Origin of the sequence: Rhizobium brockwellii (assembly GCF_000769405.2) — a bacterium.
GTDB lineage: Bacteria > Pseudomonadota > Alphaproteobacteria > Rhizobiales > Rhizobiaceae > Rhizobium > Rhizobium brockwellii.
Genome location: NZ_CP053439.1, coordinates 324,886 through 348,024 on the forward strand (window position 1 = coordinate 324,886; position 23,139 = coordinate 348,024).

A 23,139-nucleotide genomic window follows, 5' to 3' on the forward strand; every position below is an offset into this window, starting at 1 on the left:
GGGCCGAAACATGATGTTTTGCCGGGCAGGACACATCTCAGGATGGGTGGCGGCAGCCACGGTCGCAGTCGCGGGCATTTTCTTGCCCGCGGACGTGGATGCCGGCATGGGTTATGCCGTCGTTCCGACGACGATCATCTACCCCGGCGACACACTGTCGGCCAGCCAGCTTCAGGAGGTCGAGGTCACCAACCCCAACCTCGCCGGCGATTATGCCAAATCCCTTTCGCAGGTCGAAGGCATGGTTTCCAAGCGCACGCTGTTGCCGGGCCGCACAATCTCGGTTTCGGCCCTGCGCGACGCCTATACGGTGACCCGTGGCTCCTCGATCCGCCTGGTCTTCTCGCTCGGGGCGATGACGATCTCCGCCGCCGGCACGCCGCTCGAAGACGGCGCGACCGGGCAGGTCGTCCGCGCGCGCAATATGGATTCCGGCGTCATCGTCAGCGGCACGGTGCTTGCGGACGGCACGGTCCATGTGAGGGCAAAATGAAATTGTTCTTTCGTTTCGTTACTCTTGTCGCGGTTCTCGCCATGAGTTTGGCTGATGTCGCACCCGCCTGGGCGCTGACCTCCCGCATCAAGGACATCGCCTCCCTTCAGGCCGGCCGCGATAACCAGTTGATCGGTTATGGCCTCATCGTCGGCCTCCAGGGGACCGGTGACGGCTTCCGGTCCTCGCCCTTCACCGAGCAGTCGATGCGCGCGATGCTGCAGAATCTCGGCATCTCGACGCAGGGCGGCCAGTCCAACGCCAAGAACACGGCGGCCGTGATGGTCACCGCCAACCTGCCACCCTTCGCAAGCCCCGGCAGCCGCATCGACGTGACGGTGAGCTCGCTCGGCGATGCGACGTCGCTGCGCGGCGGCACGCTCGTCATGACCTCGCTTTCCGGCGCCGACGGCCAGATCTATGCCGTCGCGCAGGGTGCCGCCATCGTTTCCGGTTTTCAGGCGCAGGGCCAGGCGGCGACCGTAACCGAAGGCGTCACCACCGCCGGCCGCGTGCCCGGCGGCGCGATCATCGAACGTGAACTGCCGTCCCGCTTCAAGGATTCCGTTAATCTCGTCCTGCAACTGCGCAACCCCGACTTCTCGACGGCGATCCGCATCGCCGACATCGTCAACGGTTATGCCTCGGCGCGCTTCGGCGGCCCGGTTGCCGAAGCCAAGGATTCGCAGGAAGTCGTGATCCAGAAGCCGCGCACAGCCGATCTCACTCGGCTGATGGCCGATATTGAAAATCTCATCGTCGAGACCGATACGCCGGCCAAGGTGGTCATCAACGAACGCACCGGAACGATCGTCATCGGCTCCGACGTCCGCGTCTCGCCGGTCGCCGTCAGCTACGGCACCTTGACGGTCCAGGTCACCGAGACGCCGCAGATCATCCAGCCCGAACCCTTCTCGCAAGGCCGGACCGCCGTCCAGCCGCAGACCGATATTGCGGCCGAACAGACCGGTGGGCGCGTCGCGATCATCGACGGCCCCGACCTCCGGACGCTCGTCGCCGGCCTCAACAATATCGGCGTGAAACCGGATGGCATCATCGCCATTCTCCAGGGCATCAAGTCGGCGGGCGCCCTGCAGGCGGAGCTTGTGCTGCAATGATTGATATCTTCAACCCTGACATGACGGTTTTGCAACTGCTGCGCCGGCTCGCGCTGCCGGCCGCAGGTCTCGTCCTTCTGTCGATCCCCAGCGCCTTCGCGCAGGAACATGCGCCGGCTGGCGACATCACCTCCCAGGACGAGATCAAGCAGTTCTGCACCAACATCGCCGAGCCCGCCCGCGACCAGCGTTACCTCTTGCAGAAGCAGGAACTGGAAAAGCTTCGCGCCGATATCGACGCCCGCATGGCGGAGATGGACAAGCGCAAGGCCGAATACCAGGACTGGCTGAAGCGGCGCGATGATTTCCTGAAGCAGGCGGAAGCCGGCCTCACCGAAATCTACAGGAAGATGAAGCCCGATGCGGCCGCACTCCAGCTGCAGGACATGAAGATCGAGGTGGCCTCCGCCGTGATCATGCGGCTCGGCCCGCGTCAGTCGAGCCTCATCCTCAACGAGATGGACCCTCAGAAGGCTGCGGTCATCGCCAGCGTCATCGCCAGCGCGTCCGATCCCAATACGTCGAAGGACCCTTCATGAATATGCGTTTCCCGGCCGCGATCGCCGCCCTCGCACTCCTTGCAGGTTGCCAGTCTCCGACGGCGGTCAGCGAGATCGGCCGTGCGCCTGCCATGAGCCCGATCGGCAGCGGCCTTGCCTACGGCCAGACGCCGCAGATGGCGCTCTATCCGAAGCAGCCGCGCGCGGTGGCGCAGGGCTATTCGCTGTGGAGCGATTCGCAGGCCGCTCTCTTCAAGGATGCACGCGCACTCAACGTCGGCGACATCCTGACCGTCGACATCCAGATCAACGACAAGGCCTCCTTCGACAACGAGACCAACCGCAGCCGCACGAATTCGAGCGGCATGAACTGGGATGTCAACGCCCAGATCTTCGGCTGGACACCCGAGTCCAAGACCGACCTGACTTATGGTTCCGATACCAGCACCGACGGTAAGGGCAAGATCGAGCGCACCGACAAGCTGACCCTTCTGGTCGCCGCCGTCGTCACCGGCATTCTCGAAAACGGCAACCTTGTCATATCAGGCTCGCAGGAAGTCCGCCTGAACCAGGAACTGCGCATCCTGAACGTTGCCGGTATCGTTCGTCCGCAGGACGTCAATGCCGAAAACCAGATCTCCTACGACAAGATCGCCGAAGCCCGCATCTCCTACGGCGGCCGCGGCCGTCTGATGGAAGTGCAGCAGCCTCCGCGCGGCCAGCAGGCCGTCGATCTTTTCTCGCCGCTTTGAGGCTGAACGACGATGGCAGAGCCAGACGCAAGCGCAGGTCACTCGCAGAAGAAATCCGGCTCGCTGATGACGATCATCGGCATCGCCGTCCTGACCCTGCTCGGCGCCGGCGGCGGTTGGGCGGTCGGCACGATCGTCGCGCCCAACATCAAGGGTGCCAAGGAGGTCGAGCAGGCCAAGGATGCCGAGGCCAAGAAAAAGGCCGAGGAAGGCCTGGCGCGCATTTCGACCGAGGCCAACAACGTCGTCCAGCTCGAGCCGATCACCTCGAACCTCGCCTACCCTTCAGAAAACTGGGTGCGACTCGAAGTCGCGCTGCTGTTCAACGGGCCGCCGGATGTCAAGGTTTCAGAGGATATTCATCAGGATATCCTCGCCTATATCAGAACCGTTTCCCTTCAGCAGATCGAGGGGCCGCGCGGCTTTCAATATCTCAAGGATGACATACAGGAACGTGTTGACCTTCGCTCGCAAGGGCGGGTATCGAAGGTCATGTTCAGGACATTTGTCATCGAATGATTCGTCTCATAGTTTTCCTTGCCGCCATGATGGCGGTACCGGAACTGGCGGTGGCACAGCAGCTGCCGACTGACTTGTTGAATGTGCCGGTCGATGGCTCGGTCGCCGCCTGGATCATCCGCACATTCGGCCTGCTGACCATTCTTTCGGTCGCGCCGGGCATTCTGATCATGGTGACGAGCTTCCCGCGCTTCATCATCGCCTTCTCGATCCTGCGCTCAGGGATGGGCCTCTCCTCGACGCCCTCCAACATGATCCTTTTGTCGCTGTCGCTGTTCATGACCTTCTACGTCATGTCGCCGACCTTCGATCAGGCCTGGCAGAACGGCGTGCAGCCGCTGCTTGCCAATCAGATCAACGAGACCGAGGCGGTCCAGCGTATCGCCGAACCCTTCCGCACCTTCATGGCGGCCAATACCCGCGACAAGGATCTGGCGCTCTTTGTCGATCTGGCGCGCGAACGCGGACAGAATATCCAGACGACTGATCCGATCGACTACCGTGTGCTGATTCCGGCCTTCATGATTTCCGAGATTCGCCGCGGCTTCGAGATCGGTTTCCTCGTCGTGCTGCCGTTCCTCGTCATCGACCTCATCGTCGCGACCATCACCATGGCGATGGGCATGATGATGCTGCCGCCGACCTCGATCTCGCTGCCTTTCAAGATTCTCTTCTTCGTGCTGATCGACGGCTGGAACCTGCTCGTCGGCAGCCTGGTGCGCTCGTTCAGCTGATCGGCTGCCGCCGCTTGGATATTCGCCAATGAAAGAACCCGCCGGATCGCTCCGGCGGGTTCTTTCATTATGCAGCAATTCAAGGTGCTACAACATCCGTTACGCGTCTGAAAGACGCGCGGCGGCTGTAGTTGTCGAAATGCCTTACTCGGCCGCGAACGGTGCCGTGCGCGGCGGTAGCGCTGGAATGTCCATGTGATCGGGGGCAAGACCCTGCTTGGCGCGCTCGGCCATGATTTCATAGGCCTGCTCCAGATGGTCGCAGAACCGTTCGGCATCGAAGAGCGGCGCGATATAACGCTTCTCCTTGAGATGCGCCTTGTACTCAGCGATCCGTTCGGGATTTTCAGCCAGTTCGACGGCCATGTCCTCATAGGCCTGCAGGTCGTCTGCGACGAGATCGGGCAGGTCGATGGCCCTGAGCAGGCTCTCGCTGACGCGCGACGCGAAGTTGGTACCCTTGACGGTCAGAACCGGCAGGCCGCCCCAGAGCTGCTCCGAGGTGGTCGTATGGCCGTTGACGGGGAAGGTATCGATGCCGATGTCGGCCGCCTGCTGGCGGTCGATGTGCTCTTCGTACGGCGCGCGCGGGCAGAAGATGATCCGCTTGGCGGAGATGCCCGCCGCCTGGAATTGCTTCAAGAGGTTTGCCTGGTTGCGTGGCGTATTCGCCATCAGCCAGAGCACGCTGTTCGGCGCGCGCTTGAGAATGCGGCACCAGCTGCCGATCGTCTCCGGCGTGATCTTGCGGTTGCCGTTGAAGGACGCAAAGATGAAGGCGTCATCAGGCAGGCCGAGTTGCTGGCGGGTGACAGGACGCGGCTTCGGACGATGCATCGGGTCGTTCGGCTGATAGCTCTCCGGCAGCCGGCAGAATTTCTCATGGTAGAAGGGCTTGGCCACCTCGGGCAATACCGAATGGTCGCCGATGACGTAGTCGAGATCGATATTGACCGTGCTGCCGGGAAAACCGAGCCAGCCGACATGCACCGGTGCCAGCGGCAAGTTGAAGGCTGACGCGCGGCTGCCCGAAGTATGGCCCTTCAGGTCGACCATGATGTCGATATTATGCTCGCGCACCACTTCCAGCACCGCTTGATCGGAGAAGCCGTGAACCGTGACGATCCGGCCCCAGCGGCTGCGGTCGATCGAGTTGTGCTTGAGGTATTCCGGCCCCGTATGGCAGAAGAGCGTCACCTCGAACCGGTCCTTGTCGTGCAGTTCAAGGATGCGCTGCAAGAGCTTCATCGTCGCGTGGCGATCCCAGAAGTCCGATGACATGTAGCCGATCCGGATCTTGTCCGACCAACTGTTCGGCTGGTTGCGGCGGAGGGCCACCCGTTCCGGGTTGAGGGGGGTGGTGCCTATCGTCGCATATCGGTTGAAATCCTCGTTGCCGCACCAGTGCAGATGATAGAACGGGTTATCCTTGCGCAGGATCTCGATATCGCCCTTTGCGAGTGAGGCATCGATCACCGCCTGATGTTTGCCGGCCTCTTCGAACTCATTGAATTCGCGGGCGAAAACCAGATGCAGGAAGCGGAATGCAAGATTGCCTGGAAACCGCTTGAAGAGGTTGCGCGAGAGGGTCTGGTTGGTTGCGTCGTTCAGATCGTCGCTCAGTAGCAGGGCCGCTAGGCGCATATGATCGGGGTTGGCACTCTGCGACAGCACCGTCTTGAATGGACGGATGATATCCCGCTGCTGGCGCTTCAGATAGATCGCGGTGATGATGAAGGCGAGTTCCGGATCTTCCTGCGCCTTGCTGAGGTTTCGCATGGCGATCAGCAGAGCATCGTCCTCGCTGCCGGTCTCGTAGTGCAGCTTGGCCGCCTGCTTCTGGTATTCGTAGGAATTCGGTCCTTCACAGTTGCCGGCCAGGCCATAGGCTTTCGCGGCATCGGCCTTGAACCCGAGCTGCACGAGGTTCTTGGCCAGCAGCGCATAGGTCTTGGCGTCCTGCTGAATATCCATGAGCTGGTTGAGCGTTGCCAAGGACTGTGTGTAGCGGCCCATCTGGTAATCCTTGGATGCCGCAGAGAACGAAACTTTGCTGTTCAAAACCCAACTCCGTGAAGGAAATGTTCTGGCGTCGATCGCCGAGGCACGGACAGGCCGTCCTCCGCAAAAACGGGCGGATCGGTCCGATGGTGCTATCCCGGCGCCTGCCACATTGGCATTCGAAGCTTGCTTGAAACCGGTGCGCTTGGTGAGCCTCTGTTTTTGCGGGAAAATGCTGACTTTTGCCTAGGGAAAACGCTTGGTTTTCAAGAGAATTAGGATGCCAAGGAATATATTCAGCAAGCATTAACTATGCCCCGCGAGGAGCCGGCCTGGGGCCTGTATTTTTAAGGAGTTGGCAAGCATTGGCTGCGAAATTGCCCTGGACATGACGGGTTTGGGCCAAACAAAAAAAGGCGCCGAGTAGCATGAAGCTGGTCCGTCATCGCCGGTACTATAGTCCGGTATGTCCTCCTTTTTGTATCTAGTTTTCCAGGGGACAGACTTATGACAAGCATTAACACCAATACTTCCGCACAGGCCGCTCTCCAGACGCTGCGTAGCGTCAACCAGGGCCTCAACCAGACGCAGAACCACGTTTCGTCGGGCTATCGCGTTGAAAAGGCTTCCGACAACGCTGCTTACTGGTCGATCGCAACGACCATGCGTTCTGACAACAAGGCTCTCTCGGCTGTTTCCGACGCTCTCGGCGTAGGCGCTGCCAAGGTTGATACCGCTTACACCGCAATGGACAGCGCCATCGACGTCGTCGGCGACATCAAGGCCAAGCTGGTTGCCGCGACTGAAAACGGCGTCGACAAGGCCAAGGTCCAGGAAGAAATCGGTCAGCTGCAGCAGCAGCTCCTGAGCATCTCTCAGTCGGCTTCCTTCAACGGCGAAAACTGGGTTGCCGGCGCTAGCGGCACCAAGAGCGTCGTCTCCTCGTTCGTCCGCGACGGCTCCAACGCCGTTTCGATCAAGACGACCGACTACGTTCTCAACAGCGGCTCTGCGGGCAACGTTCTGTTCGGCATGAGCGGTGGCTCGGTCGAAACCTCCACGGGTATCCTCGGTACTTCGAATGGTGCGACCGGTTCTGTCTACGCAATGGACATCACCAACTTCACCTCCGGCCAGATCGCGTCGGCTCTGACCAACGTTGAAGCGGCCCTGAAGGCCATGACCAGCGCCGGCGCTGCTCTCGGTTCGCTCTCCAGCCGCATCGACGCCCAGGACGACTTCGTGTCCGCTCTCAGCGACTCGATCGACTCCGGTGTCGGCCGTCTCGTTGACGCCAACATGGAAGAAGAATCTTCCAAGCTCAGCGCCCTGCAGACCCAGCAGCAGCTGGCGATCCAGTCGCTGTCGATCGCGAACTCCTCTTCGCAGAACATCCTGTCGCTCTTCCGCTAAGACCGGTCGGCACAAGGTTTCCAAGTTTCGCGGCCGGGTCATCCCCGGCCGCGAAATGTTTTAATATAAGGTTAATGGAAAACCTTCTAAGCCTCAGATATTTTTGAGTAATTCCCGATCCTGATTTAGCTTTCTTTAACCATCTTGCTGTTTTCTAGGCCCATCGAAACGGCGAGTTAACCCTAACAGAGATGGTTAACAGGCATGATGCTGATCGCTGTGGGCCGGCCGAAAATCCGGAATGTCCCTTCTTAAGATCTGCCAACAAGGGGCAAGCAAACTATGACGAGCATCAACACCAATAACGCTGCAATGGCAGCCCTCCAGACTCTCCGTGGCATTAACCAGGGTCTCCAGGAAACCCAGGCTCACGTTTCGTCCGGCTATCGCGTCGGCAAGGCTTCCGACAACGCTGCTTACTGGTCGATCGCAACGACCATGCGCTCGGACAACAAGGCTCTCTCGGCTGTTTCCGACGCTCTCGGCCTCGGCGCAGCAAAGGTCGACACCGCTTACTCCGCCATGGACAGCGCCATCGATGTCGTCGGCGACATCAAGGCCAAGCTGGTTGCCGCGACTGAAAACGGCGTCGACAAGGCCAAGGTCCAGGAAGAAATCGGTCAGCTGCAGCAGCAGCTGATGAGCATCGCGCAGTCGGCTTCCTTCTCCGGTGAAAACTGGGTTGCCGGCGCTGACGGCACCAAGAACGTTGTTTCCTCGTTCGTCCGCGATGGCTCCAACGCCGTTTCGGTCGTCATGACCGACTATGTTCTCGACGACAGCTCCACGGGCAACGTTCTCTTCGGCATGAGCGGCGGTTCGGTCGAAACCTCCTCGGGTATCCTCGGTACTTCGAATGGTGCGACCGGTTCTGTCTACGCAATGGACATCACCAACTTCACCCTCGGCCAGATCCAGTCGGCTCTGACCAACGTTGAATCGGCTCTGAAGGCCATGACCAGCGCAGGCGCTCAGCTCGGCTCGATCTCCAAGCGCATCGAGCTGCAGGAAAACTTCGTGTCCGCCCTCAGCGACTCGATCGACTCCGGTGTCGGCCGTCTCGTCGATGCCAACATGGAAGAGGAATCTTCCAAGCTCAGCGCCCTGCAGACCCAGCAGCAGCTGGCGGTCCAGTCGCTGTCGATCGCGAACTCCTCTTCGCAGACCATCCTCACGCTGTTCCGCGGCTAATAACCCGCCGAAACATCGGCCCGCCGGTCTCCGGCGGGCATCCAGGAATCGAGCCGCGCTTCTATGGAGCGCGGCTTTTTTAATTTCCGTTAACCGTTGATTAACCATAATGCTGTCTTCTGCGATCAACGAGACGGCGGGTTAACCAAAATTAAGAAGCGGTTAACAGGCATGAGGCTGGTCCCCGTTCCCGGTAGCTTTCCGGAATGTCCCTTTTTTCCATCTGCCAACAAGGGGCAATCATTTTATGACCAGCATTTTGACGAACGTCGCGGCGATGGCCGCTCTTCAGACACTCCGCGGCATCAACGACAGCCTTGAGACGACGCAGAACCACGTATCGTCGGGTTACCGCGTCGAAAAGGCGGCCGATAACGCCGCCTATTGGTCGATCGCAACGACCATGCGTTCGGACAACAAGGCACTTTCCGCCGTTTCCGACGCTCTCGGCCTCGGCGCCGCCAAGGTCGACACCGCTTACTCTGCCATGGACAGCGCCATCGACATCATCAGCGAAATCAAGGCTAAGATCGTCGCCGCGACCGAAAAGGGCGTCGACAAGACCAAGATTCAGGAAGAAATCGGCCAGCTGCAGCAGCAGCTCCTGAGCATCGCGCAATCGGCTTCCTTCTCCGGTGAAAACTGGGTTGCCGGCGCTGACGGCACCAAGAGCGTCGTTTCCACCTTCGTGCGCGATGGCAACGGCAATGTCTCGGTCAAGACAACGGACTACATTCTGAACTCGAGCTCGTCGGGCAACGTCCTCTTCGGCATGACCTCGACTGGCACGATCGAGACGAGCTCCGGCATTCTCGGCACATCATCCGGTACAATCGGCTCGATCTACTCGATGGATATCAGCACGTTCGGCTCACCCGAGATCGCCATGGCCCTGACGTCAATCGAGGCCGGCCTCGAGGCGATGACCAAGGCTGCATCGCAGCTCGGCTCGATTTCCACTCGCATCGATCTGCAGGAAAACTTCGTCAGCGCGCTCAGTGACTCGATCGACTCGGGCGTCGGCCGCCTCGTCGATGCCGACATGGAAGAGGAATCGAGCAAGCTGACGGCGCTGCAAACGCAGCAGCAGCTGGCCATCCAGTCGCTATCGATCGCCAACTCCAGCGCTCAGAACATCCTCACGCTGTTCCGCAGCTAAATCAGGCGCTGAAGCTGGACCGAATCTTGCGCCATCGTCCGGCAGCAATCGAAAAGCCTCCCGAACCGCGCCCGAAATGGCGCGGTTCTTTCTTTTATATCAAAGCTTTGGTCGGCATTGCGATCGCGGCGCCAGGCTCGGTGCTGCGCTCTTGCCCAACAGGTTGTTATCGAGTTAACTTCGCCTCGAGTTGATTTGCTTTTGCGACACGCCGGTAGAAATTCTGCCGGAGGCATGACGCCGCTTCAGTCGCTGCCGGCAATCCGGCCTGCCCTTTCACCCCGATTCCGAGACCTGTCGATGACCGTTAAGATTACCAGCGCGGCCGCGGTGAATGCGCTTGCGGTGCTGCGCAGCATCAACAAAGAAGCCAACCAGACCCAACAGCAGGTGTCCTCGGGATATCGTATCGAGACGGCCGCCGACGATGCGTCCTACTGGTCGGTCGCGACCGTCATGCGTTCGGACAGCACCAATCTCGGAACGATCGGAGACGCGCTCGGTCTCGGCGCTGCCAAGGTGGATGCGACCTACACGGCGATGGACTCGGCGATCGATCTCATCGGCCAGATCCGCGCCAAGTTGGTTTCGGCAAGAGAGCCGGGCGCCGACAAGGACAAGATCAATGCCGAGATCAGCGAATACAAGGAACAGTTGCAGACGGTCGTCGAATCGACGTCGTTTGCGGGTGAAAACTGGCTGTTGAATGGCGACACCGCTGCGCCGCCGACATGGCAGGTCATCTCTGGCTTCGTGCGCGCTCCGACCGGCGAATATCAGGCCCAGACCATCGATTTCCCATCCTCGCAGACCATTCTCGTCGATAAGAACAATGCGAGCGGCGGCCTGCTGACCAAGTCGGTCGATGCCAATGCGATCAATAACAGCGGCACGACGTCGCGGAATTATTATCTGCTGAACGCCAACTCCACCACGCCGGCGACAGGTACGGAAATTGCGATTGGCAAGAACACGACCGATGCGCAACTGACCGACATGCTTGACGTCACCGACTCGCTGCTCTCCTCGCTGACGACGACGGCCGCGTCCATCGGCGTGATGAAGACGCGCATCGACGATCAGATCGACTATACCGCCGATCTGTCCGATTCGATCGACAAGAGCGTCGGTGCGCTCGTCGATACCGACATGGACGAGGCTTCGATCCGGCAGAAGGCGATCGAAACCCAGAAACAAATGGCCGTCGAAGCGATCTCGATCCTCAACACGGCCGCAAGCAAGATCCTGATCCTGCTGGAATAGGGGAGGGCGCGATCACGGGTGGCGGCGGTGCCATTCATCCTCGCGCAAGTTTGACTGCCTAGTTTCCGGCATGAAGGCATCGTCCGAATCCGTGCCGGCGCAAGGTCAGGCCCTTGCCCGTTTGGAAGGGGATGCCGGCGCACAACGTCACTTTAAGCGGGGGCGGGCATGCTGCATGCCTCCCGAATGCTGGATGGTTTTTTATGAGCATTGCGCTTTCCCGGTATTTGAAGGATTTCGGTGAACCGGAATCGTCAGCGCCGATCATCGACATGGATGATTTCGGCGGCGACGCTTTCCCCGAAATGCCGAGCGAACCGGCGATCGACGTCGAGGCGGAGCGCCGCGAAGCCTATACGGAAGGTCATGCCGCAGCGACCGCGGAATTGACTGACAAATACGAACGCGAGGCGCGGACGCTGGCGGAGGTCCATGCGCGTGAACTCGAGGAACTGAAGCTTCGCTACGAAGTCGAGGCGGCGGCGGTCATTGCGTCCCGCATCCGCGATATCGCCGAAGAGGTCGCTCAGCTGGTCAGCGCCGGCGCCGCCCAGGCCATTGCGCCTGTGATGACGGAAGCGCTTGCCGCCAAGGCTGCCGAAAGCCTGGCCGCCCTGCTGCGTGATGCGATCCTTGAGGGCGCGGCCGGAGCGATCGTCGTCAGAGGCCCGACCCGGCTTTTCGACACATTGAAAGCCGGGCTCGGCGAACATGCAGGCGTGGTTCGTCACATTGAGACCGAGGATATCGATCTTGCCGTCGAAATCGGCGATTCCGTCATCGTCACCCGTATGTCCGCCTGGGCGGCCAGCTTGAAGAAAGTTCTGGAATGAGCGAAGGCGAAAACCACCACCACGGCAAGAACGAGATCATCATCGTCAAGAGACATGGCGGCGGTGATCACGATGGCGCCCATGGCGGTGCGTGGAAAATTGCCTATGCCGACTTCATGACGGCGATGATGGCGTTCTTCCTGGTCATGTGGCTGGTCAATGCCGCCAACGAGGAGACCAAGGCCTCGGTCGCGACCTATTTCAATCCGATCAAACTCTCCGACGAAAAGCCGACCGAGAAGGGTCTGAAGAAGCCCGTCGACAACGCCGAGGGCGAGGAGAAGCAGGAGAAGTCGAAACAGAAGGAAGAAAATCCGAACGACGGCAAGGCTGCTGCCGATGGTGACGACCAGACATCGACATCAGGCGACCAAACCAATTATTCCGAGGCTGATTTCTTCGAAAATCCTTATTCGGTTCTGGCCGAGATCGCCCAGGAAGTCGGCCAGCAGGCCAATGTCAGCGCCAAGGGCGACGGCGGTGCCGCCGATTCCGGCCCGGCCACCGGCGCCGATGGCGGCGAGGCCTATCGTGATCCCTTCGATCCGGATTTCTGGACGAAACAGGTCGAGGTCACGACGGCCGGCAAGACGTTGCCGCCCGGCAAGAGCGACCAGCAGGCGGTCGAGAGCGAGACAAGCGAAATCGCCAAGGTCGAGGATATGAAGCCTATACCGCTGACCACCGATCAGAAGGCCGCCAAAGAAACGAAGGAAACCAAGGGCGCGGTCGAAGCCAAGGACGGCAAGGCGCCGGCCGGCAAGTCGAATGAGGACAAGAAGGCCGAAGCTCAGAAAGACGCCGATCATCAGAAGGATGCGGACAAGAGCGAGGCCGATACCGAGCAGCAGCAGAAGGAAGCAGAGCAACTGCAGGCGCAGATCGCCCAGCAGATCGGCGGTGTTGCAGGCAAGCTCGCCGAAGGTCTGACCGTGACGGCGTCCGAGGGCGGATTGCTGGTCAGCATCTCCGACCAGACCGACGATTCGATGTTCAATATCGGTTCTGCGGTTCCGCGCCAGGAGATGGTGCTGGCCATGGAAAAAATCGGCGCGATCCTGAAGGCGAGGGGTGGTGCGGTCGCCGTCCGCGGCCACACGGACGGGCGTCAGTATAAGGGCACGCAAAACGAGAACTGGCGGCTTTCGATGGATCGCGCCCAGAGCGCCTACTACATGCTTGTGCGCGGCGGGCTCGACGAGAAACGTATCTCGCAGGTCTCCGGCTTCGCCGACCGTCGGCTGAAGCTGCCATCTGACCCGTTCAACGCGACCAACCGCCGGATCGAGATTCTGGTGCAGGCGGATCAAGGATAGTCGAATGGCGCGTCGGCAGCATCGCTACGTCGGATTTGTGGCCCTTGGCCTGGCGATGTTTTCGCCGGCCGCAGGCAACGCGCAGGATCCGGACGACCTCGCGCCGTACAAGATGCTGCGGTCGCTGCAATTCGTGCAGGATTCCGTCGTCAGCGGCGATCATTCGGCCGGCGAAATGCAGCGCTTCATGCTGGGTACGATCGACGAACGGCTGCGCACCGTCGATCCTTCGATCTTCGACGACGACCGCAATGTCGACGCAGCGCTGATCTATGCGATGAGCGGCGGCAATCCCCAGACGCTCGAATATCTGATAGGCCACGACGTCAACGGCTATTTCGACAACCGCGTCACCGATGTATTGCGCAAATATCTGAGCGGCAAAGGGCTGCTCGTCGCCAAGACCCTGGAGGAGACGGCCAGGGAATATCGCGACAAGAAGATCGGCCCCTATCTTGCGCTGATCGGCGGCAACGTATTGATCGCGACGAAACCGACAGACGCGCTGGATCTCTATGACCAGGCGCGCCTTGCAGCACCCGGTACGATCGTCGAGGAGGCGGCATTGCGCCGCTCTGTCGCCATCTGCGTCGACAAGGGGATGCTTGATAAGGGAATGGCCTATTCGCAGCGCTATGTCAGACGCTTCCTGCATTCGCCTTATGCCAGCCAGTTCGCCGATCTTTTCGTCACGCTCGTCGTCGGTCACGATCACGACGTGAAACCGCAGGACGTCATCGATATCCTGTCCTTCATGGACGCTCCGCGCCAGCGCGAGGTCTATCTGCGCATCGCCCGCGCCGCCGCGATATCAGGCAAGCCGGAGCTGGCGCGCATGGCGGTCGGACGTGTGCAGTCGCTTGGCGCCGGCACCGACAATGCCTTCGGTCCGCTCGCGGATTTCTATGGCGGCATGGCCGGCCTTCCGACGGAGGATATCGACCGGGCGGCGAAGAATGTCAGCGGTATCGACGGCAATGCGCTTTCGCCGCGGGATCAGGCGCTGCAGGAGGCGGCGCGATCCGTTGCCGAGCAGATCCTGCGCGCTCCCGACCCGGCAAGCCTGACGCAAGCCTCGGATCCTAACACTGACCATCAAGAAATCACTTCTGAAAAGGCTGCAGCTATAGCTGCGCAACCGGGAGCGCCAGGCGCGCTTCCCGAGCCTGTTCCGGGAGGTGTGGCATCGACTGGCCAGGGCCAGGATACCGACCCCTCATTCAACGCATTTGTGACGACCAATCGATCCAAGCTCGACGAGATCGACGGTCTTCTGGCGCAGGAAGGCAACGAACAATGATGGATATGAGCGTCTCGGGCGGAGCCCCCGGTGCGGAGTCCGCCGCGATTGCGAAATCTGCGCGACCGGCCGGAAAAGACGATGCCGCCGGCCAAAGAAACGGCTTTTCCGACGCGCTTGCCAAGGCAAGCGGCAGTGCTGCCAATGACGATGCCGACGATGCGCAGCCGGATCAGGGCGTGGTTGCCGACGGAGGCGCTGAGAAAGTGGCGCGGACGATCCGCGGCCGCAGCAGCGCAAAGCCGTTGATCGATCTTGGCGACGCCGCGCTGAAGGCACAGGCGGAGGTGCAGCCGAAAACGATTGCCAGTGTTGAAAAGGCCGCGGCAAAGCCCGTAAAGGCTGAGATCAAAATGCCGGACGATCTCGCCTTCGGCAAGCTCGATCCGAAGGACAGTCCCGCAGGCGAGGTCGCTCCGGCAGCCAAGGGCGGCAAACACACCAAGGCCGATGCGCTGGAAACCGATACGGACAAAGCCAGCGACGATGATGACAGCGGCATTTCCGATGTTCTGGGTCTGCTGAAGCAGGAGCCCGCCGACGGGGCCGTGACTTTGCCGGCGGCCACCGCGCATCACGTGTCCGCCAAGGTCGACGAGGCTGGAGCGGCCGACAAGAAACTCGACGCCAAGGCGGGCGGCCATGCGTCCGACGCTCTTGCCGCCGTCAGCGGCAACGTCGAGAGCGGCAAGGCGGATAATATCAAGGTCCCCGGATCGGAAGCTGCCGAAGCCACTGATGGCAAGACATTCAGGATCAGCCGCGCAGATGGCCGCGGCGTGTCGATGGATGTCTACATCGGCGCCGATCAGGCCGGTCCGAAAGATAGCTCGAAGAAGGCCGATGTCGAAAACGTTTCGGTGCTCGAATCGCGTCGCTATATCGGCCTGATGCAGAATTCGAATTCCGCTGCGGTTACCGCCGCTCTCTCCGGCGATTCCGAATGGGCGCGCGCCATGGAGCCGAGCTCGGCTCTCTCCAACGCGGCGGAATGGACGAGCACCGGCAAGGTGGTCAATACGTTGAAGATCCAGATGAACCCGCTCGATCTCGGCCTGGTGACGGCGACCATGCGCCTGTCCGGCGACGCCCTGAACGTCGACCTTAAGGTCGAAACAGGGGCGGCCTATCGTCAAATGAAGGAAGATCACGGCAAGATTCTCGAAGCTCTGCGCAGCCAGGGCTACGCGGTCGAAAACGTCACCATCAGCATGGCGCCGGTCGAGCGTCCTGACGCTGGCAACCAGGGCCAGGCCTCCCAACAGCAATCGCCTCCCCAGCAGGGGCAGGGCGGCGAGGCGCGCGAGCGCCACAATCAGACGGCACAGCGGACGGACGGAGGCTTCAATGGTGCAGGCGAGACTGGTATTGAAGACGCTCGCACTGGCGGCGGCAGCGGCACTGGCGGCGTTTACCTCTGAGGCGGTTGCCTCCACCGGCGCCTGCGAACGCGAAATCCAGTCGGCAGCGGCCAAATACGGCATCCCGGAAGGCATCCTCTATTCGGTTGGTCTGACGGAAACCGGCCGCAAGGGCTCACTCTATCCCTATGCCATGAACGTCGAAGGCAAGGCGATCTTTCCGCCCTCGGAGCAGGACGCGATGCGGCAGTTCGATGTCGCCCGCAACAGCGGCGCCAAGCTCATCGACATTGGCTGCATGCAGATCAACCATTATTATCACGGCGAAAACTTCGGCTCCGCCGAGGAGATGTTCGACCCGCATCGGAACGTGGAGTATGCTGCAAAATTCCTCCGCAACCTGCATGAGCGTCACGAGACGTGGACGATGGCGGTAGCGAGATACCACGCCGGACCCAACAACAATCCGGCACAAAAGCAATATGTCTGCCGCGTCATCGCCAATCTGGTCGCCACGGGCTACGGCAAGTGGACTCCTAATGCGAGTAACTTTTGTCAAAATTGATTCAACTAAAGATAGAAGAGCCGTATTGTGACGAAACTGTGTCGCAATGTGGCAGGAATCCGGCATGAATCCCCTACGCAAGTCATATTTAACCAATCGTTAACTTTTCCACGAAATTTTGGTGCGCATAATCAGGCGTACCCACTAGATATAGATCAAATCGCTACCCGGATCTTAATCAATTATTAGTTTCTGCCATTAACTTTAACGAGTTGTCGCCGATTCGTGCGATTCGTACCCATAGATCATCGAAGTGCCACACTGATTCGGAGGCGGACGAATGATCGTAGTGGTTGATGAGCGTGAGCTCGTGAAAGATGGATACACATCTCTGTTCGGTCGTGAGGGCATTCCCTCCACCGGCTTTGATCCAGCGGAATTCGGCGAGTGGGTACAGACCGCCGCCGATTCCGATATAGCTGCAGTCGAGGCCTTTCTGATCGGTCAGGGCCAGCGCAACTTCGAACTGCCCCGGGCGATCCGGGATCGGTCGATGGCGCCGGTAATTGCGGTCAGCGATCAGCACTCGCTCGAAAACACCCTTGCGCTGTTCGACTGCGGCGTCGACGACGTGGTGCGCAAACCGGTGCACCCCCGCGAAATCCTCGCAAGAGCGGCTGCGATCCGGCGCCGGCTGAAGGCGATCACCAATTACACCGAGATCGGCGGGATCCGCGTCTTCTCGGATGGCCGCGACCCCGAGATCAACGGTGAAGTCTTCGCACTTCCAAGGCGCGAGCGCCGCATCCTCGAATATTTGATCGCCAATCGCGGTCGCCGGGTCACCAAGACCCAGATCTTCAATGCCATCTACGGCATCTTCGATGAAGAGGTCGAGGAGAACGTCGTCGAAAGCCACATCTCGAAGCTGCGCAAAAAGCTGCGCAAAAAGCTCGGTGTCGACCCGGTCGATTCCAAGCGCTTCCTTGGCTACTGCATCGATTGGGCCTGATTTTCTCGGCCGGGCGGCGGCGCCCGGCTGAACCGCATTAAGCGGCCTCGCAGCTCGAATGACAGACAGCTTCACGCAAGGCCCGACAAATACTCTCGTGCATAACAGGTAAAACGAGGTTTTCAGATGAGCATTTTCGGCAGCATGAAGACGGCAGTATCGGGGATGAACGCTCAGGCCAACCGCTTGAGCACGGTCGCCGACAATATCGCCAACGTTAACACCACCGGTTACAAGTCCGTGTCGACGAGCTTCTCATCGCTGGTTCTGCCCTCCTCGGGCGGCAATTACAATTCCGGCGGCGTTCAGTCCTCGGTCCGCCAGTCTGTCTCCGACCAGGGCGATATTTCCTACACCACCTCGGGCACCGATCTTGCGATCTCGGGCGATGGCTTCTTCATCGTTCAGGGGGCTGACGGCACGCCGGTTCTGACCCGCGCCGGTGACTTCACCAAGGACGACGAAGGCAATCTCGTCAATGCCGCCGGCTTCATGCTGATGGGCTATTCCTACGACGCCGGCTCTCCTGCTGTTGTCGTCAACGGCTTCGATGGCCTCGTTCCTGTCAACGTCAACCAGGAAGGGCTGACCGCCATCGCCTCGACCTCAGGGGTCTTCAAGGGCAATCTCGATTCTGGCGCCAACATCGCCCCGGTCGCTCCTGCGACGCTGCCGAGCGCCAACGCCGCCACCACGACGGCTGATACCAAGAAGTTCTCGATGGTCGCCTACGACACGCTCGGCAACAAGGTGATGTACGATTTCTACTTCACCAAGACCTCGGTCGCGGCGACGCCGCCGCCGGCACCTCCCGCCGTTAACAGCAGCTGGCAAGTTGCGATCTTCCGCAACGCCAATGCGGCAACGGGCGGCACGAGCTCCTTTCCATACAGCGCTGGCGGCGCCGTTGGCACAACCACGCTCGATTTCGACGCCACCGGCAAAATAACCAATTCGACGGGCTCTGTTAACATCGCCGATACGGTGACCGGTCAGACCATCAAAATGGATCTCTCCGGCTTCACGCAGCTCGGCGCCGCCTTTGCCGGCACGGGTACGCCGAACGGCCAGGCTGCAAGCCCGGTCAAGGACGTCACAATTGATGGCGACGGCATCGTCTACGCCAAGTACGAGGATGGCACGAACAAGCCGCTCTACCGTATCCCGCTCGCCAACGTCGCCAGCCCGGACAAGCTGACGCTCCAGAGCGGCAACGTCTACAGCGCCAACGGTCAGTCCGGCGTCACCGTCACCGGCTTCCCGCAGACCAACGGTCTTGGCACGATCAAGTCAGGCGCCCTCGAAGGCTCGAACGTCGACCTCGCCGGCGAACTGACCGAGATGATCGAATCGCAGCGCAGCTATACCGCCAATTCCAAGGTCTTCCAGACGGGGTCCGACATTATGGACGTTCTCGTCAACCTCAAGAGATAAGCAAGGTACCGGGTAAGCCATGTCGCTCACGTCAGCACTTAATACCGCGCAGAACATATTCAACAATACGGGCACTCAGAGCAGTGTCGTATCGAACAATATTTCGAATGCCGGCAACAAAGATTACGTGCGCCGGCAGGCGATGCTCACCACGTCCTTGAACGGCGCGCAGGTTGTCAAGATCGACCGGGCGCAGGAAGATGCGCTGCTGCGCCAATATCTGAAGACATCCTCTCAAGACAGCGCCCAGCAGGCGCTGCTCGGCGGTCTCGAGGACCTCAAGTCGATCGTGGGTGGCAACGACTACGAAACGTCGCCATCCACCTATCTCGGCGTTTTCCAGCAGAAGCTTCAGGCCTTCCGCACGACGCCTGGCAGCACCGTCGCCGCCCAGGGGGCCATCACCGCCGCCCAGGACGTCGCCAACTCGCTGAACAATGCCTCGCAATCCGTTCAGGACGTCCGCGCCACCGCCGACAAGCAGATCGCCACCGACGTCGATAAGCTGAATACGCTTCTCAGCGACTTCGAGAAGGCCAACAACGCGGTGAAGACCGCCACGGCCTCGGGTGCGGATGCATCCGGCGCCCTCGACGAGCGTGAGAAGGCTCTCAAGCAGATTTCGCAGATCGTCGGCGTCAACACGACGACGCGCGACAATAACGACATGGTGCTGAGCACGTCTGACGGGACGATCCTCTTCGAGACGGTCCCGCGCAAGGTGACATTCAAGTCTCAAGACGTCTATACCGCGACCATCACCGGCAATTCGGTCTATGTTGACGGTGTGGCACTTCCGCGCGGCAGCGGGTCGACGACGACGGGGCAGGGGAGCCTTCAGTCGCTCCTGCAGGTCCGTGACGAGATCGCTCCCAACTTCCAGAAGCAGCTCGATGAAATCGCCCGCGGCTTGGTCTCGCTCTTCAAGGAGCAGAGCACGTCGGGCACGCCGGCCTATGTGCCCGGTCTCTTCACCTGGAGCGGCGGCACGGTCGATACAGGCAGCGCTGCGGTTGCCGGCATGGCGTCGACCATCAGCGTCAGCAGCACCGTTATCACCTCGCAGGGCGGCGATCCGATGCGCTTGCGCGATGGCGGTGTCAACGCCAACGGCGTCGTCAACAATCCTACCCACCTCAGCGGCTATACGACAGACCTCGATCGTCTCTATACCGCCTTGGGCTCCGACATCGATTTCGATCCGGCGGCGGGACCGGCGGTCGGCTTCGACGCTACGACCGGCATCGATTCGAACGTCAGCATCATGGAATACGCCACGAATTCCCTCGGCTGGCTCGAGCAGTACCGCAGCAACGCGACGACGGCGGCGGAAAACACCTCGGCGGCGCTGTCGCGCTCCGACGAAGCCTATTCCAACGAGACCGGCGTCAATCTCGACGAGGAGCTGACGCTGCTCCTCGACATAGAGCAGTCCTACAAGGCGGCGACCAAGATCCTGAACGCCGTTGACGAAATGTTGAAGTCATTGCTGGATATTGCGAGTTAAGCCATGAAGAGCTCATTTATTTCAAGTTCGGCCATTCAGAACGCGATGCGGTTGACGATCCGTCAGGCGCAGAACCAGATGACGAAGGCAACGATGGAAGCGACGACGGGAGTCTATGCGGATATCGGTATCTCGCTCGGCGGCAATGCCGCGAGGAGCGTCGATTTCAGCCGCGAGGTCGACAGGATAGACTCGATCAAATCAAGCAATTCGCTCGTCACCGCACGCATGGAATCCTCGCAGCTCGGCCTTTCCAAGATGAAGGACGTCGGCGACGGCCTCGTTTCGAAGCTGACGGCGCTCCAGGGCAGCCACGATCCCGGCAGCATCACCGTCGCCATCCAGTCGGCGACCAGCGCCCTGTCCACGATGATGGACACGGCCAATACCATGGTAAACGGCGAATATCTGTTCTCGGGCATCAACACCGATGTGCAACCGTTGACCGACAAGACGACCGCGACGAGCGCAGCCATTGTCACGCAGTTGAACACCTATGCAACGGGCCTCGGCAAGGCGGTCAGTGATCTCACCGGCGCCGAAATGAGCACCTTCATCACCACGACGGTAGAGCCGATGTTCAGCCAGGCTGCCTGGACCGATCCGACGACCGGCTGGTCACAGGCATCGAGCCAGAACATGACGAGCCGCATCAGCAACTCGGAAGTGATCGAATCCTCGACCAATGCCAATTCCGAGGGCATGCGTTACTTCGCGCTCGCCTCGGTGATGACCTCGGCGCTGTTGGGCCAGGGTCTCAGCAGCGATGCGATGAGCACGGTGTCCAAGCAGGCGATCAGCTATACGACAAAGGCTACCAGCGGCCTCGTGACGCAGGCAAGCCAGCTCGGCCTTTCGCAGGAGCGCGTCAAGAAGTCCAATGACGCCCTCGACGCCCAGTCGAACATCATCAAGAACAAGCTCGTCGATCTCCAGGGGGTCGATCCTTACGAAGCCTCGACCCTGGTCAAGACTTTGGAAACGCAGCTTGAAACCGCTTACACGATCGTCTCGAAGATCCAGCAGTTGAGTCTCGTAAACTACCTTTGATGATCAAAGGCGCGCGATAAAGAAGGATGCATGAATGTATCAGTTCTCATATGCCGAAGTCATGCAGGACTCGGTGGCCGACGCGAAAGAGCGGGAATGGCAGGTTCTTGACCGGTCCATAGACCTGCTGGCGGCGGCGCGCGAAAAGGAAAAATACGGCCGGGAAGCCATTGAAGCCCTGTTTTATACCCGCCGGGTGTGGATCAGCTTCATCGAGGATCTCAAACATCCCGACAACCAGCTGGAGATCGGGCTCAGGGCCAACCTCATCTCGATCGCGATCTGGATATTGAAGGAATGCGACAGGATCAGAAGACGTCAGTCTAATAACTACCAGGGCATCATCGACGTTACCACCATCATCAGGGATGGACTTAAATGAAAAGTACACTTCGCATTTCTCTGAAAGCCGGAGAAAGAATCTTCATCAACGGCGCCGTCCTACGCGTCGACCGCAAGGTCGCGCTGGAATTCCTGAATGATGTGACGTTCCTTCTCGAAAACCACGTCCTCCAGCCGGAGGGTGCCACGACGCCGCTGCGTCAGCTCTATTTCATTGCGCAGATGATCTTGATCAACCCTGAGGGCAAGGACCACTCGACGGCGTTGTTCCGCAAGTCGATCACCATGCTGCTCTCCTGCTTCAAGAACGAGGAGATCCTCGCAGAACTGAAGCGCATCGATGCGCTCGTCTCGACGGGCCGCGCCTTCGATGCGTTGAAGGCGATCCGCGGCCTCTACGCGATCGAAGACAATATCCTCAACAACCACGAAATGCCGCCGACGATGGTCGAGCAGATTCGCAGGGAGATTGCACCATGGCGGTAGATGCCACATCAAGCGTCAGCACGACGGGCACTTCGAGCTCGACCAGCTCGGCCCAGCAGAAGGCGACGCTGAACTACGACAATTTCCTTCAACTGCTCATCGCGCAGATGAAGAACCAGGATCCGACCGATCCGGTCGACGCCAGCGAGCAGATGTCGCAGCTGGCGAGCTTCTCGCAGGTCGAACAGACGATCCAGACCAACACCAAGCTGGACACGCTGCTCGCCAGCTCGAGCCTCACCCAGGCCAGCAGCTATGTCGGCAAATACATGGAAAGCGCCGACGGCACCGTCAAAGGCACCATTGAATCCGTCAAGGTTTATTCCGACGGAATCATTGCGACAACCACGGCTGGCGGTAATATACTCGTGCAGGCGGGAATCACTGTTGCCGACAAGGCACCGACCAGCGATACCTGATACCCACGGCGCCGGTGCGCCGTATGGCTCGGTTGATACCAATCAATGGCGGTCCGGCCACGGCGGGGCCACTTCAAGGCGATATGAGGTTGCCTTCGGATGAATGAAGCTGATGCATTGGATCTGTTCCAGGCTGCGATCTGGACCGTCCTGATTGCCGCCGGTCCCGCCGTCATCGTCGCGATGGTGGTGGGTCTCGTCATTGCCTTGATCCAGGCGCTGACCCAGGTGCAGGAAGCGACACTGACCTTCGTGCCGAAGATCGTCGCGGTACTGATCACGGTCGGCGTCACTGCGCCTTTCGTCGGCTCGCAGGTCTCGATTTTCACCAATCTCGTCTTCTCGCGCATCCAGTCCGGCTTCTAGAGCATGTCGCGCAACAGTGTGCGGCGGTTTTGCGATAACGACATGCGCAAAAACAAAGGCCTAAA

General features: G+C 60.1%; 24 protein-coding genes. 23 read left to right on the forward strand and 1 reads right to left on the reverse strand.

Annotated features, from left to right (window positions below; translation table 11 throughout):
- Window positions 1-10 precede the first annotated feature (10 nt).
- From flgA to fliP, 6 genes are read left to right on the forward strand one after another with little or no spacing between them, the layout of a single operon-like run.
- Entirely contained in the window at window positions 11-493 is a 483-nt protein-coding gene (gene flgA / locus RLCC275e_RS01650) for a flagellar basal body P-ring formation chaperone FlgA (protein WP_033181586.1), read from the forward strand.
- The gene (locus RLCC275e_RS01655; RefSeq protein ID WP_003556532.1) at window positions 490-1,611 is read left to right on the forward strand and encodes a flagellar basal body P-ring protein FlgI; all 1,122 of its coding nucleotides are present in this window, start codon (window positions 490-492) and stop codon (window positions 1,609-1,611) included. The genes flgA and RLCC275e_RS01655 overlap by 4 nt, the downstream gene beginning before the upstream one ends.
- On the forward strand, window positions 1,608-2,150 hold the full coding sequence (locus tag RLCC275e_RS01660; RefSeq protein ID WP_003556534.1) for a MotE family protein: 543 nt from the start codon (window positions 1,608-1,610) through the stop codon (window positions 2,148-2,150). The genes RLCC275e_RS01655 and RLCC275e_RS01660 overlap by 4 nt, the downstream gene beginning before the upstream one ends.
- Window positions 2,147-2,863 (forward strand): flagellar basal body L-ring protein FlgH, encoded by a 717-nt coding sequence (flgH, locus tag RLCC275e_RS01665; RefSeq protein WP_017958993.1) that lies wholly within the window; start codon window positions 2,147-2,149, stop codon window positions 2,861-2,863. The genes RLCC275e_RS01660 and flgH overlap by 4 nt, the downstream gene beginning before the upstream one ends.
- Before the next feature lie 12 nt (window positions 2,864-2,875).
- Window positions 2,876-3,382 carry a flagellar basal body-associated FliL family protein gene (locus RLCC275e_RS01670; RefSeq protein WP_033181588.1) on the forward strand — a complete coding sequence of 169 codons (507 nt, stop codon included), beginning with the start codon at window positions 2,876-2,878 and terminating at the stop codon, window positions 3,380-3,382.
- Window positions 3,379-4,116 (forward strand): flagellar type III secretion system pore protein FliP, encoded by a 738-nt coding sequence (fliP, locus tag RLCC275e_RS01675; protein ID WP_003556541.1) that lies wholly within the window; start codon window positions 3,379-3,381, stop codon window positions 4,114-4,116. Before RLCC275e_RS01670 ends, fliP begins: the two co-directional genes overlap by 4 nt.
- 144 nt (window positions 4,117-4,260) lie before the next feature.
- On the opposite strand, the gene RLCC275e_RS01680 is transcribed toward fliP, so the two are convergent.
- Entirely contained in the window at window positions 4,261-6,177 is a 1,917-nt protein-coding gene (locus RLCC275e_RS01680; RefSeq protein WP_033181589.1) for an O-linked N-acetylglucosamine transferase, SPINDLY family protein, read from the reverse strand.
- Between the two features lie 447 nt (window positions 6,178-6,624).
- On the opposite strand from RLCC275e_RS01680, the gene RLCC275e_RS01685 reads away from it, so the two are divergent.
- The 17 genes from RLCC275e_RS01685 to fliQ all read left to right on the forward strand — a co-directional run bounded on the left by RLCC275e_RS01685 (window position 6,625) and on the right by fliQ (window position 23,074).
- On the forward strand, window positions 6,625-7,530 hold the full coding sequence (locus RLCC275e_RS01685) for a flagellin N-terminal helical domain-containing protein (protein WP_003556544.1): 906 nt from the start codon (window positions 6,625-6,627) through the stop codon (window positions 7,528-7,530).
- A 282-nt stretch (window positions 7,531-7,812) separates the two neighbouring features.
- Entirely contained in the window at window positions 7,813-8,721 is a 909-nt protein-coding gene (locus RLCC275e_RS01690; protein WP_003556547.1) for a flagellin N-terminal helical domain-containing protein, read from the forward strand.
- 247 nt (window positions 8,722-8,968) lie between these two features.
- Window positions 8,969-9,880: a flagellin N-terminal helical domain-containing protein gene (locus RLCC275e_RS01695; RefSeq protein ID WP_003556549.1), complete on the forward strand. Its 912-nt coding sequence runs from the start codon at window positions 8,969-8,971 to the stop codon at window positions 9,878-9,880.
- Between the two features lie 300 nt (window positions 9,881-10,180).
- Window positions 10,181-11,143 (forward strand): flagellin N-terminal helical domain-containing protein, encoded by a 963-nt coding sequence (locus RLCC275e_RS01700; RefSeq protein WP_033181802.1) that lies wholly within the window; start codon window positions 10,181-10,183, stop codon window positions 11,141-11,143.
- Window positions 11,144-11,346: 203 nt separating this feature from the next.
- Window positions 11,347-11,976, forward strand: coding sequence for a hypothetical protein (locus RLCC275e_RS01705; RefSeq protein WP_033181590.1), 630 nt, complete (start codon window positions 11,347-11,349; stop codon window positions 11,974-11,976).
- On the forward strand, window positions 11,973-13,292 hold the full coding sequence (locus RLCC275e_RS01710) for a MotB family protein (RefSeq protein WP_033181591.1): 1,320 nt from the start codon (window positions 11,973-11,975) through the stop codon (window positions 13,290-13,292). Before RLCC275e_RS01705 ends, RLCC275e_RS01710 begins: the two co-directional genes overlap by 4 nt.
- Before the next feature lie 4 nt (window positions 13,293-13,296).
- Window positions 13,297-14,592 carry a chemotaxis protein MotC gene (motC, locus tag RLCC275e_RS01715; RefSeq protein WP_033181592.1) on the forward strand — a complete coding sequence of 432 codons (1,296 nt, stop codon included), beginning with the start codon at window positions 13,297-13,299 and terminating at the stop codon, window positions 14,590-14,592.
- On the forward strand, window positions 14,589-16,013 hold the full coding sequence (fliK, locus tag RLCC275e_RS01720; protein ID WP_033181593.1) for a flagellar hook-length control protein FliK: 1,425 nt from the start codon (window positions 14,589-14,591) through the stop codon (window positions 16,011-16,013). Before motC ends, fliK begins: the two co-directional genes overlap by 4 nt.
- On the forward strand, window positions 15,961-16,518 hold the full coding sequence (locus RLCC275e_RS01725) for a lytic transglycosylase domain-containing protein (protein WP_033181594.1): 558 nt from the start codon (window positions 15,961-15,963) through the stop codon (window positions 16,516-16,518). Before fliK ends, RLCC275e_RS01725 begins: the two co-directional genes overlap by 53 nt.
- 280 nt (window positions 16,519-16,798) lie before the next feature.
- Complete coding sequence (rem, locus tag RLCC275e_RS01730; RefSeq protein WP_003545558.1) at window positions 16,799-17,470, forward strand: transcriptional activator Rem; 672 nt, start codon at window positions 16,799-16,801, stop codon at window positions 17,468-17,470.
- A gap of 126 nt (window positions 17,471-17,596) precedes the next feature.
- Window positions 17,597-18,904 (forward strand): flagellar hook protein FlgE, encoded by a 1,308-nt coding sequence (locus RLCC275e_RS01735; RefSeq protein ID WP_033181595.1) that lies wholly within the window; start codon window positions 17,597-17,599, stop codon window positions 18,902-18,904.
- 19 nt (window positions 18,905-18,923) lie between these two features.
- Window positions 18,924-20,411, forward strand: a complete 1,488-nt coding sequence (gene flgK, locus RLCC275e_RS01740; RefSeq protein ID WP_033181596.1) for a flagellar hook-associated protein FlgK — start codon at window positions 18,924-18,926, stop codon at window positions 20,409-20,411.
- Between the two features lie 3 nt (window positions 20,412-20,414).
- Window positions 20,415-21,461 carry a flagellar hook-associated family protein gene (locus tag RLCC275e_RS01745; RefSeq protein ID WP_003556567.1) on the forward strand — a complete coding sequence of 349 codons (1,047 nt, stop codon included), beginning with the start codon at window positions 20,415-20,417 and terminating at the stop codon, window positions 21,459-21,461.
- 34 nt (window positions 21,462-21,495) lie between these two features.
- On the forward strand, window positions 21,496-21,843 hold the full coding sequence (gene flaF / locus RLCC275e_RS01750) for a flagellar biosynthesis regulator FlaF (protein WP_033181597.1): 348 nt from the start codon (window positions 21,496-21,498) through the stop codon (window positions 21,841-21,843).
- Window positions 21,840-22,289, forward strand: a complete 450-nt coding sequence (gene flbT / locus RLCC275e_RS01755; protein ID WP_003556571.1) for a flagellar biosynthesis repressor FlbT — start codon at window positions 21,840-21,842, stop codon at window positions 22,287-22,289. The genes flaF and flbT overlap by 4 nt, the downstream gene beginning before the upstream one ends.
- A complete protein-coding gene (flgD, locus tag RLCC275e_RS01760; protein WP_033181598.1) occupies window positions 22,280-22,708 on the forward strand; it encodes a flagellar hook assembly protein FlgD in 429 nt (142 codons plus the stop codon). The genes flbT and flgD overlap by 10 nt, the downstream gene beginning before the upstream one ends.
- Window positions 22,709-22,807: 99 nt before the next feature.
- Entirely contained in the window at window positions 22,808-23,074 is a 267-nt protein-coding gene (gene fliQ / locus RLCC275e_RS01765) for a flagellar biosynthesis protein FliQ (protein ID WP_003556576.1), read from the forward strand.
- Window positions 23,075-23,139 lie beyond the last annotated feature (65 nt).

Bases quoted from the DNA above. Each gene is read 5' to 3' on its own strand.
- flgA (WP_033181586.1), top strand. From the start codon at position 11: ATGATGTTTTGCCGGGCAGGACACATCTCAGGATGGGTGGCGGCAGCC.
- RLCC275e_RS01655 (WP_003556532.1), top strand. From the start codon at position 490: ATGAAATTGTTCTTTCGTTTCGTTACTCTTGTCGCGGTTCTCGCCATG.
- RLCC275e_RS01660 (WP_003556534.1), top strand. From the start codon at position 1,608: ATGATTGATATCTTCAACCCTGACATGACGGTTTTGCAACTGCTGCGC.
- flgH (WP_017958993.1), top strand. From the start codon at position 2,147: ATGAATATGCGTTTCCCGGCCGCGATCGCCGCCCTCGCACTCCTTGCA.
- RLCC275e_RS01670 (WP_033181588.1), top strand. From the start codon at position 2,876: ATGGCAGAGCCAGACGCAAGCGCAGGTCACTCGCAGAAGAAATCCGGC.
- fliP (WP_003556541.1), top strand. From the start codon at position 3,379: ATGATTCGTCTCATAGTTTTCCTTGCCGCCATGATGGCGGTACCGGAA.
- RLCC275e_RS01685 (WP_003556544.1), top strand. From the start codon at position 6,625: ATGACAAGCATTAACACCAATACTTCCGCACAGGCCGCTCTCCAGACG.
- RLCC275e_RS01690 (WP_003556547.1), top strand. From the start codon at position 7,813: ATGACGAGCATCAACACCAATAACGCTGCAATGGCAGCCCTCCAGACT.
- RLCC275e_RS01695 (WP_003556549.1), top strand. From the start codon at position 8,969: ATGACCAGCATTTTGACGAACGTCGCGGCGATGGCCGCTCTTCAGACA.
- RLCC275e_RS01700 (WP_033181802.1), top strand. From the start codon at position 10,181: ATGACCGTTAAGATTACCAGCGCGGCCGCGGTGAATGCGCTTGCGGTG.
- RLCC275e_RS01705 (WP_033181590.1), top strand. From the start codon at position 11,347: ATGAGCATTGCGCTTTCCCGGTATTTGAAGGATTTCGGTGAACCGGAA.
- RLCC275e_RS01710 (WP_033181591.1), top strand. From the start codon at position 11,973: ATGAGCGAAGGCGAAAACCACCACCACGGCAAGAACGAGATCATCATC.
- motC (WP_033181592.1), top strand. From the start codon at position 13,297: ATGGCGCGTCGGCAGCATCGCTACGTCGGATTTGTGGCCCTTGGCCTG.
- fliK (WP_033181593.1), top strand. From the start codon at position 14,589: ATGATGGATATGAGCGTCTCGGGCGGAGCCCCCGGTGCGGAGTCCGCC.
- rem (WP_003545558.1), top strand. From the start codon at position 16,799: ATGATCGTAGTGGTTGATGAGCGTGAGCTCGTGAAAGATGGATACACA.
- RLCC275e_RS01735 (WP_033181595.1), top strand. From the start codon at position 17,597: ATGAGCATTTTCGGCAGCATGAAGACGGCAGTATCGGGGATGAACGCT.
- flgK (WP_033181596.1), top strand. From the start codon at position 18,924: ATGTCGCTCACGTCAGCACTTAATACCGCGCAGAACATATTCAACAAT.
- RLCC275e_RS01745 (WP_003556567.1), top strand. From the start codon at position 20,415: ATGAAGAGCTCATTTATTTCAAGTTCGGCCATTCAGAACGCGATGCGG.
- flaF (WP_033181597.1), top strand. From the start codon at position 21,496: ATGTATCAGTTCTCATATGCCGAAGTCATGCAGGACTCGGTGGCCGAC.
- flbT (WP_003556571.1), top strand. From the start codon at position 21,840: ATGAAAAGTACACTTCGCATTTCTCTGAAAGCCGGAGAAAGAATCTTC.
- flgD (WP_033181598.1), top strand. From the start codon at position 22,280: ATGGCGGTAGATGCCACATCAAGCGTCAGCACGACGGGCACTTCGAGC.
- fliQ (WP_003556576.1), top strand. From the start codon at position 22,808: ATGAATGAAGCTGATGCATTGGATCTGTTCCAGGCTGCGATCTGGACC.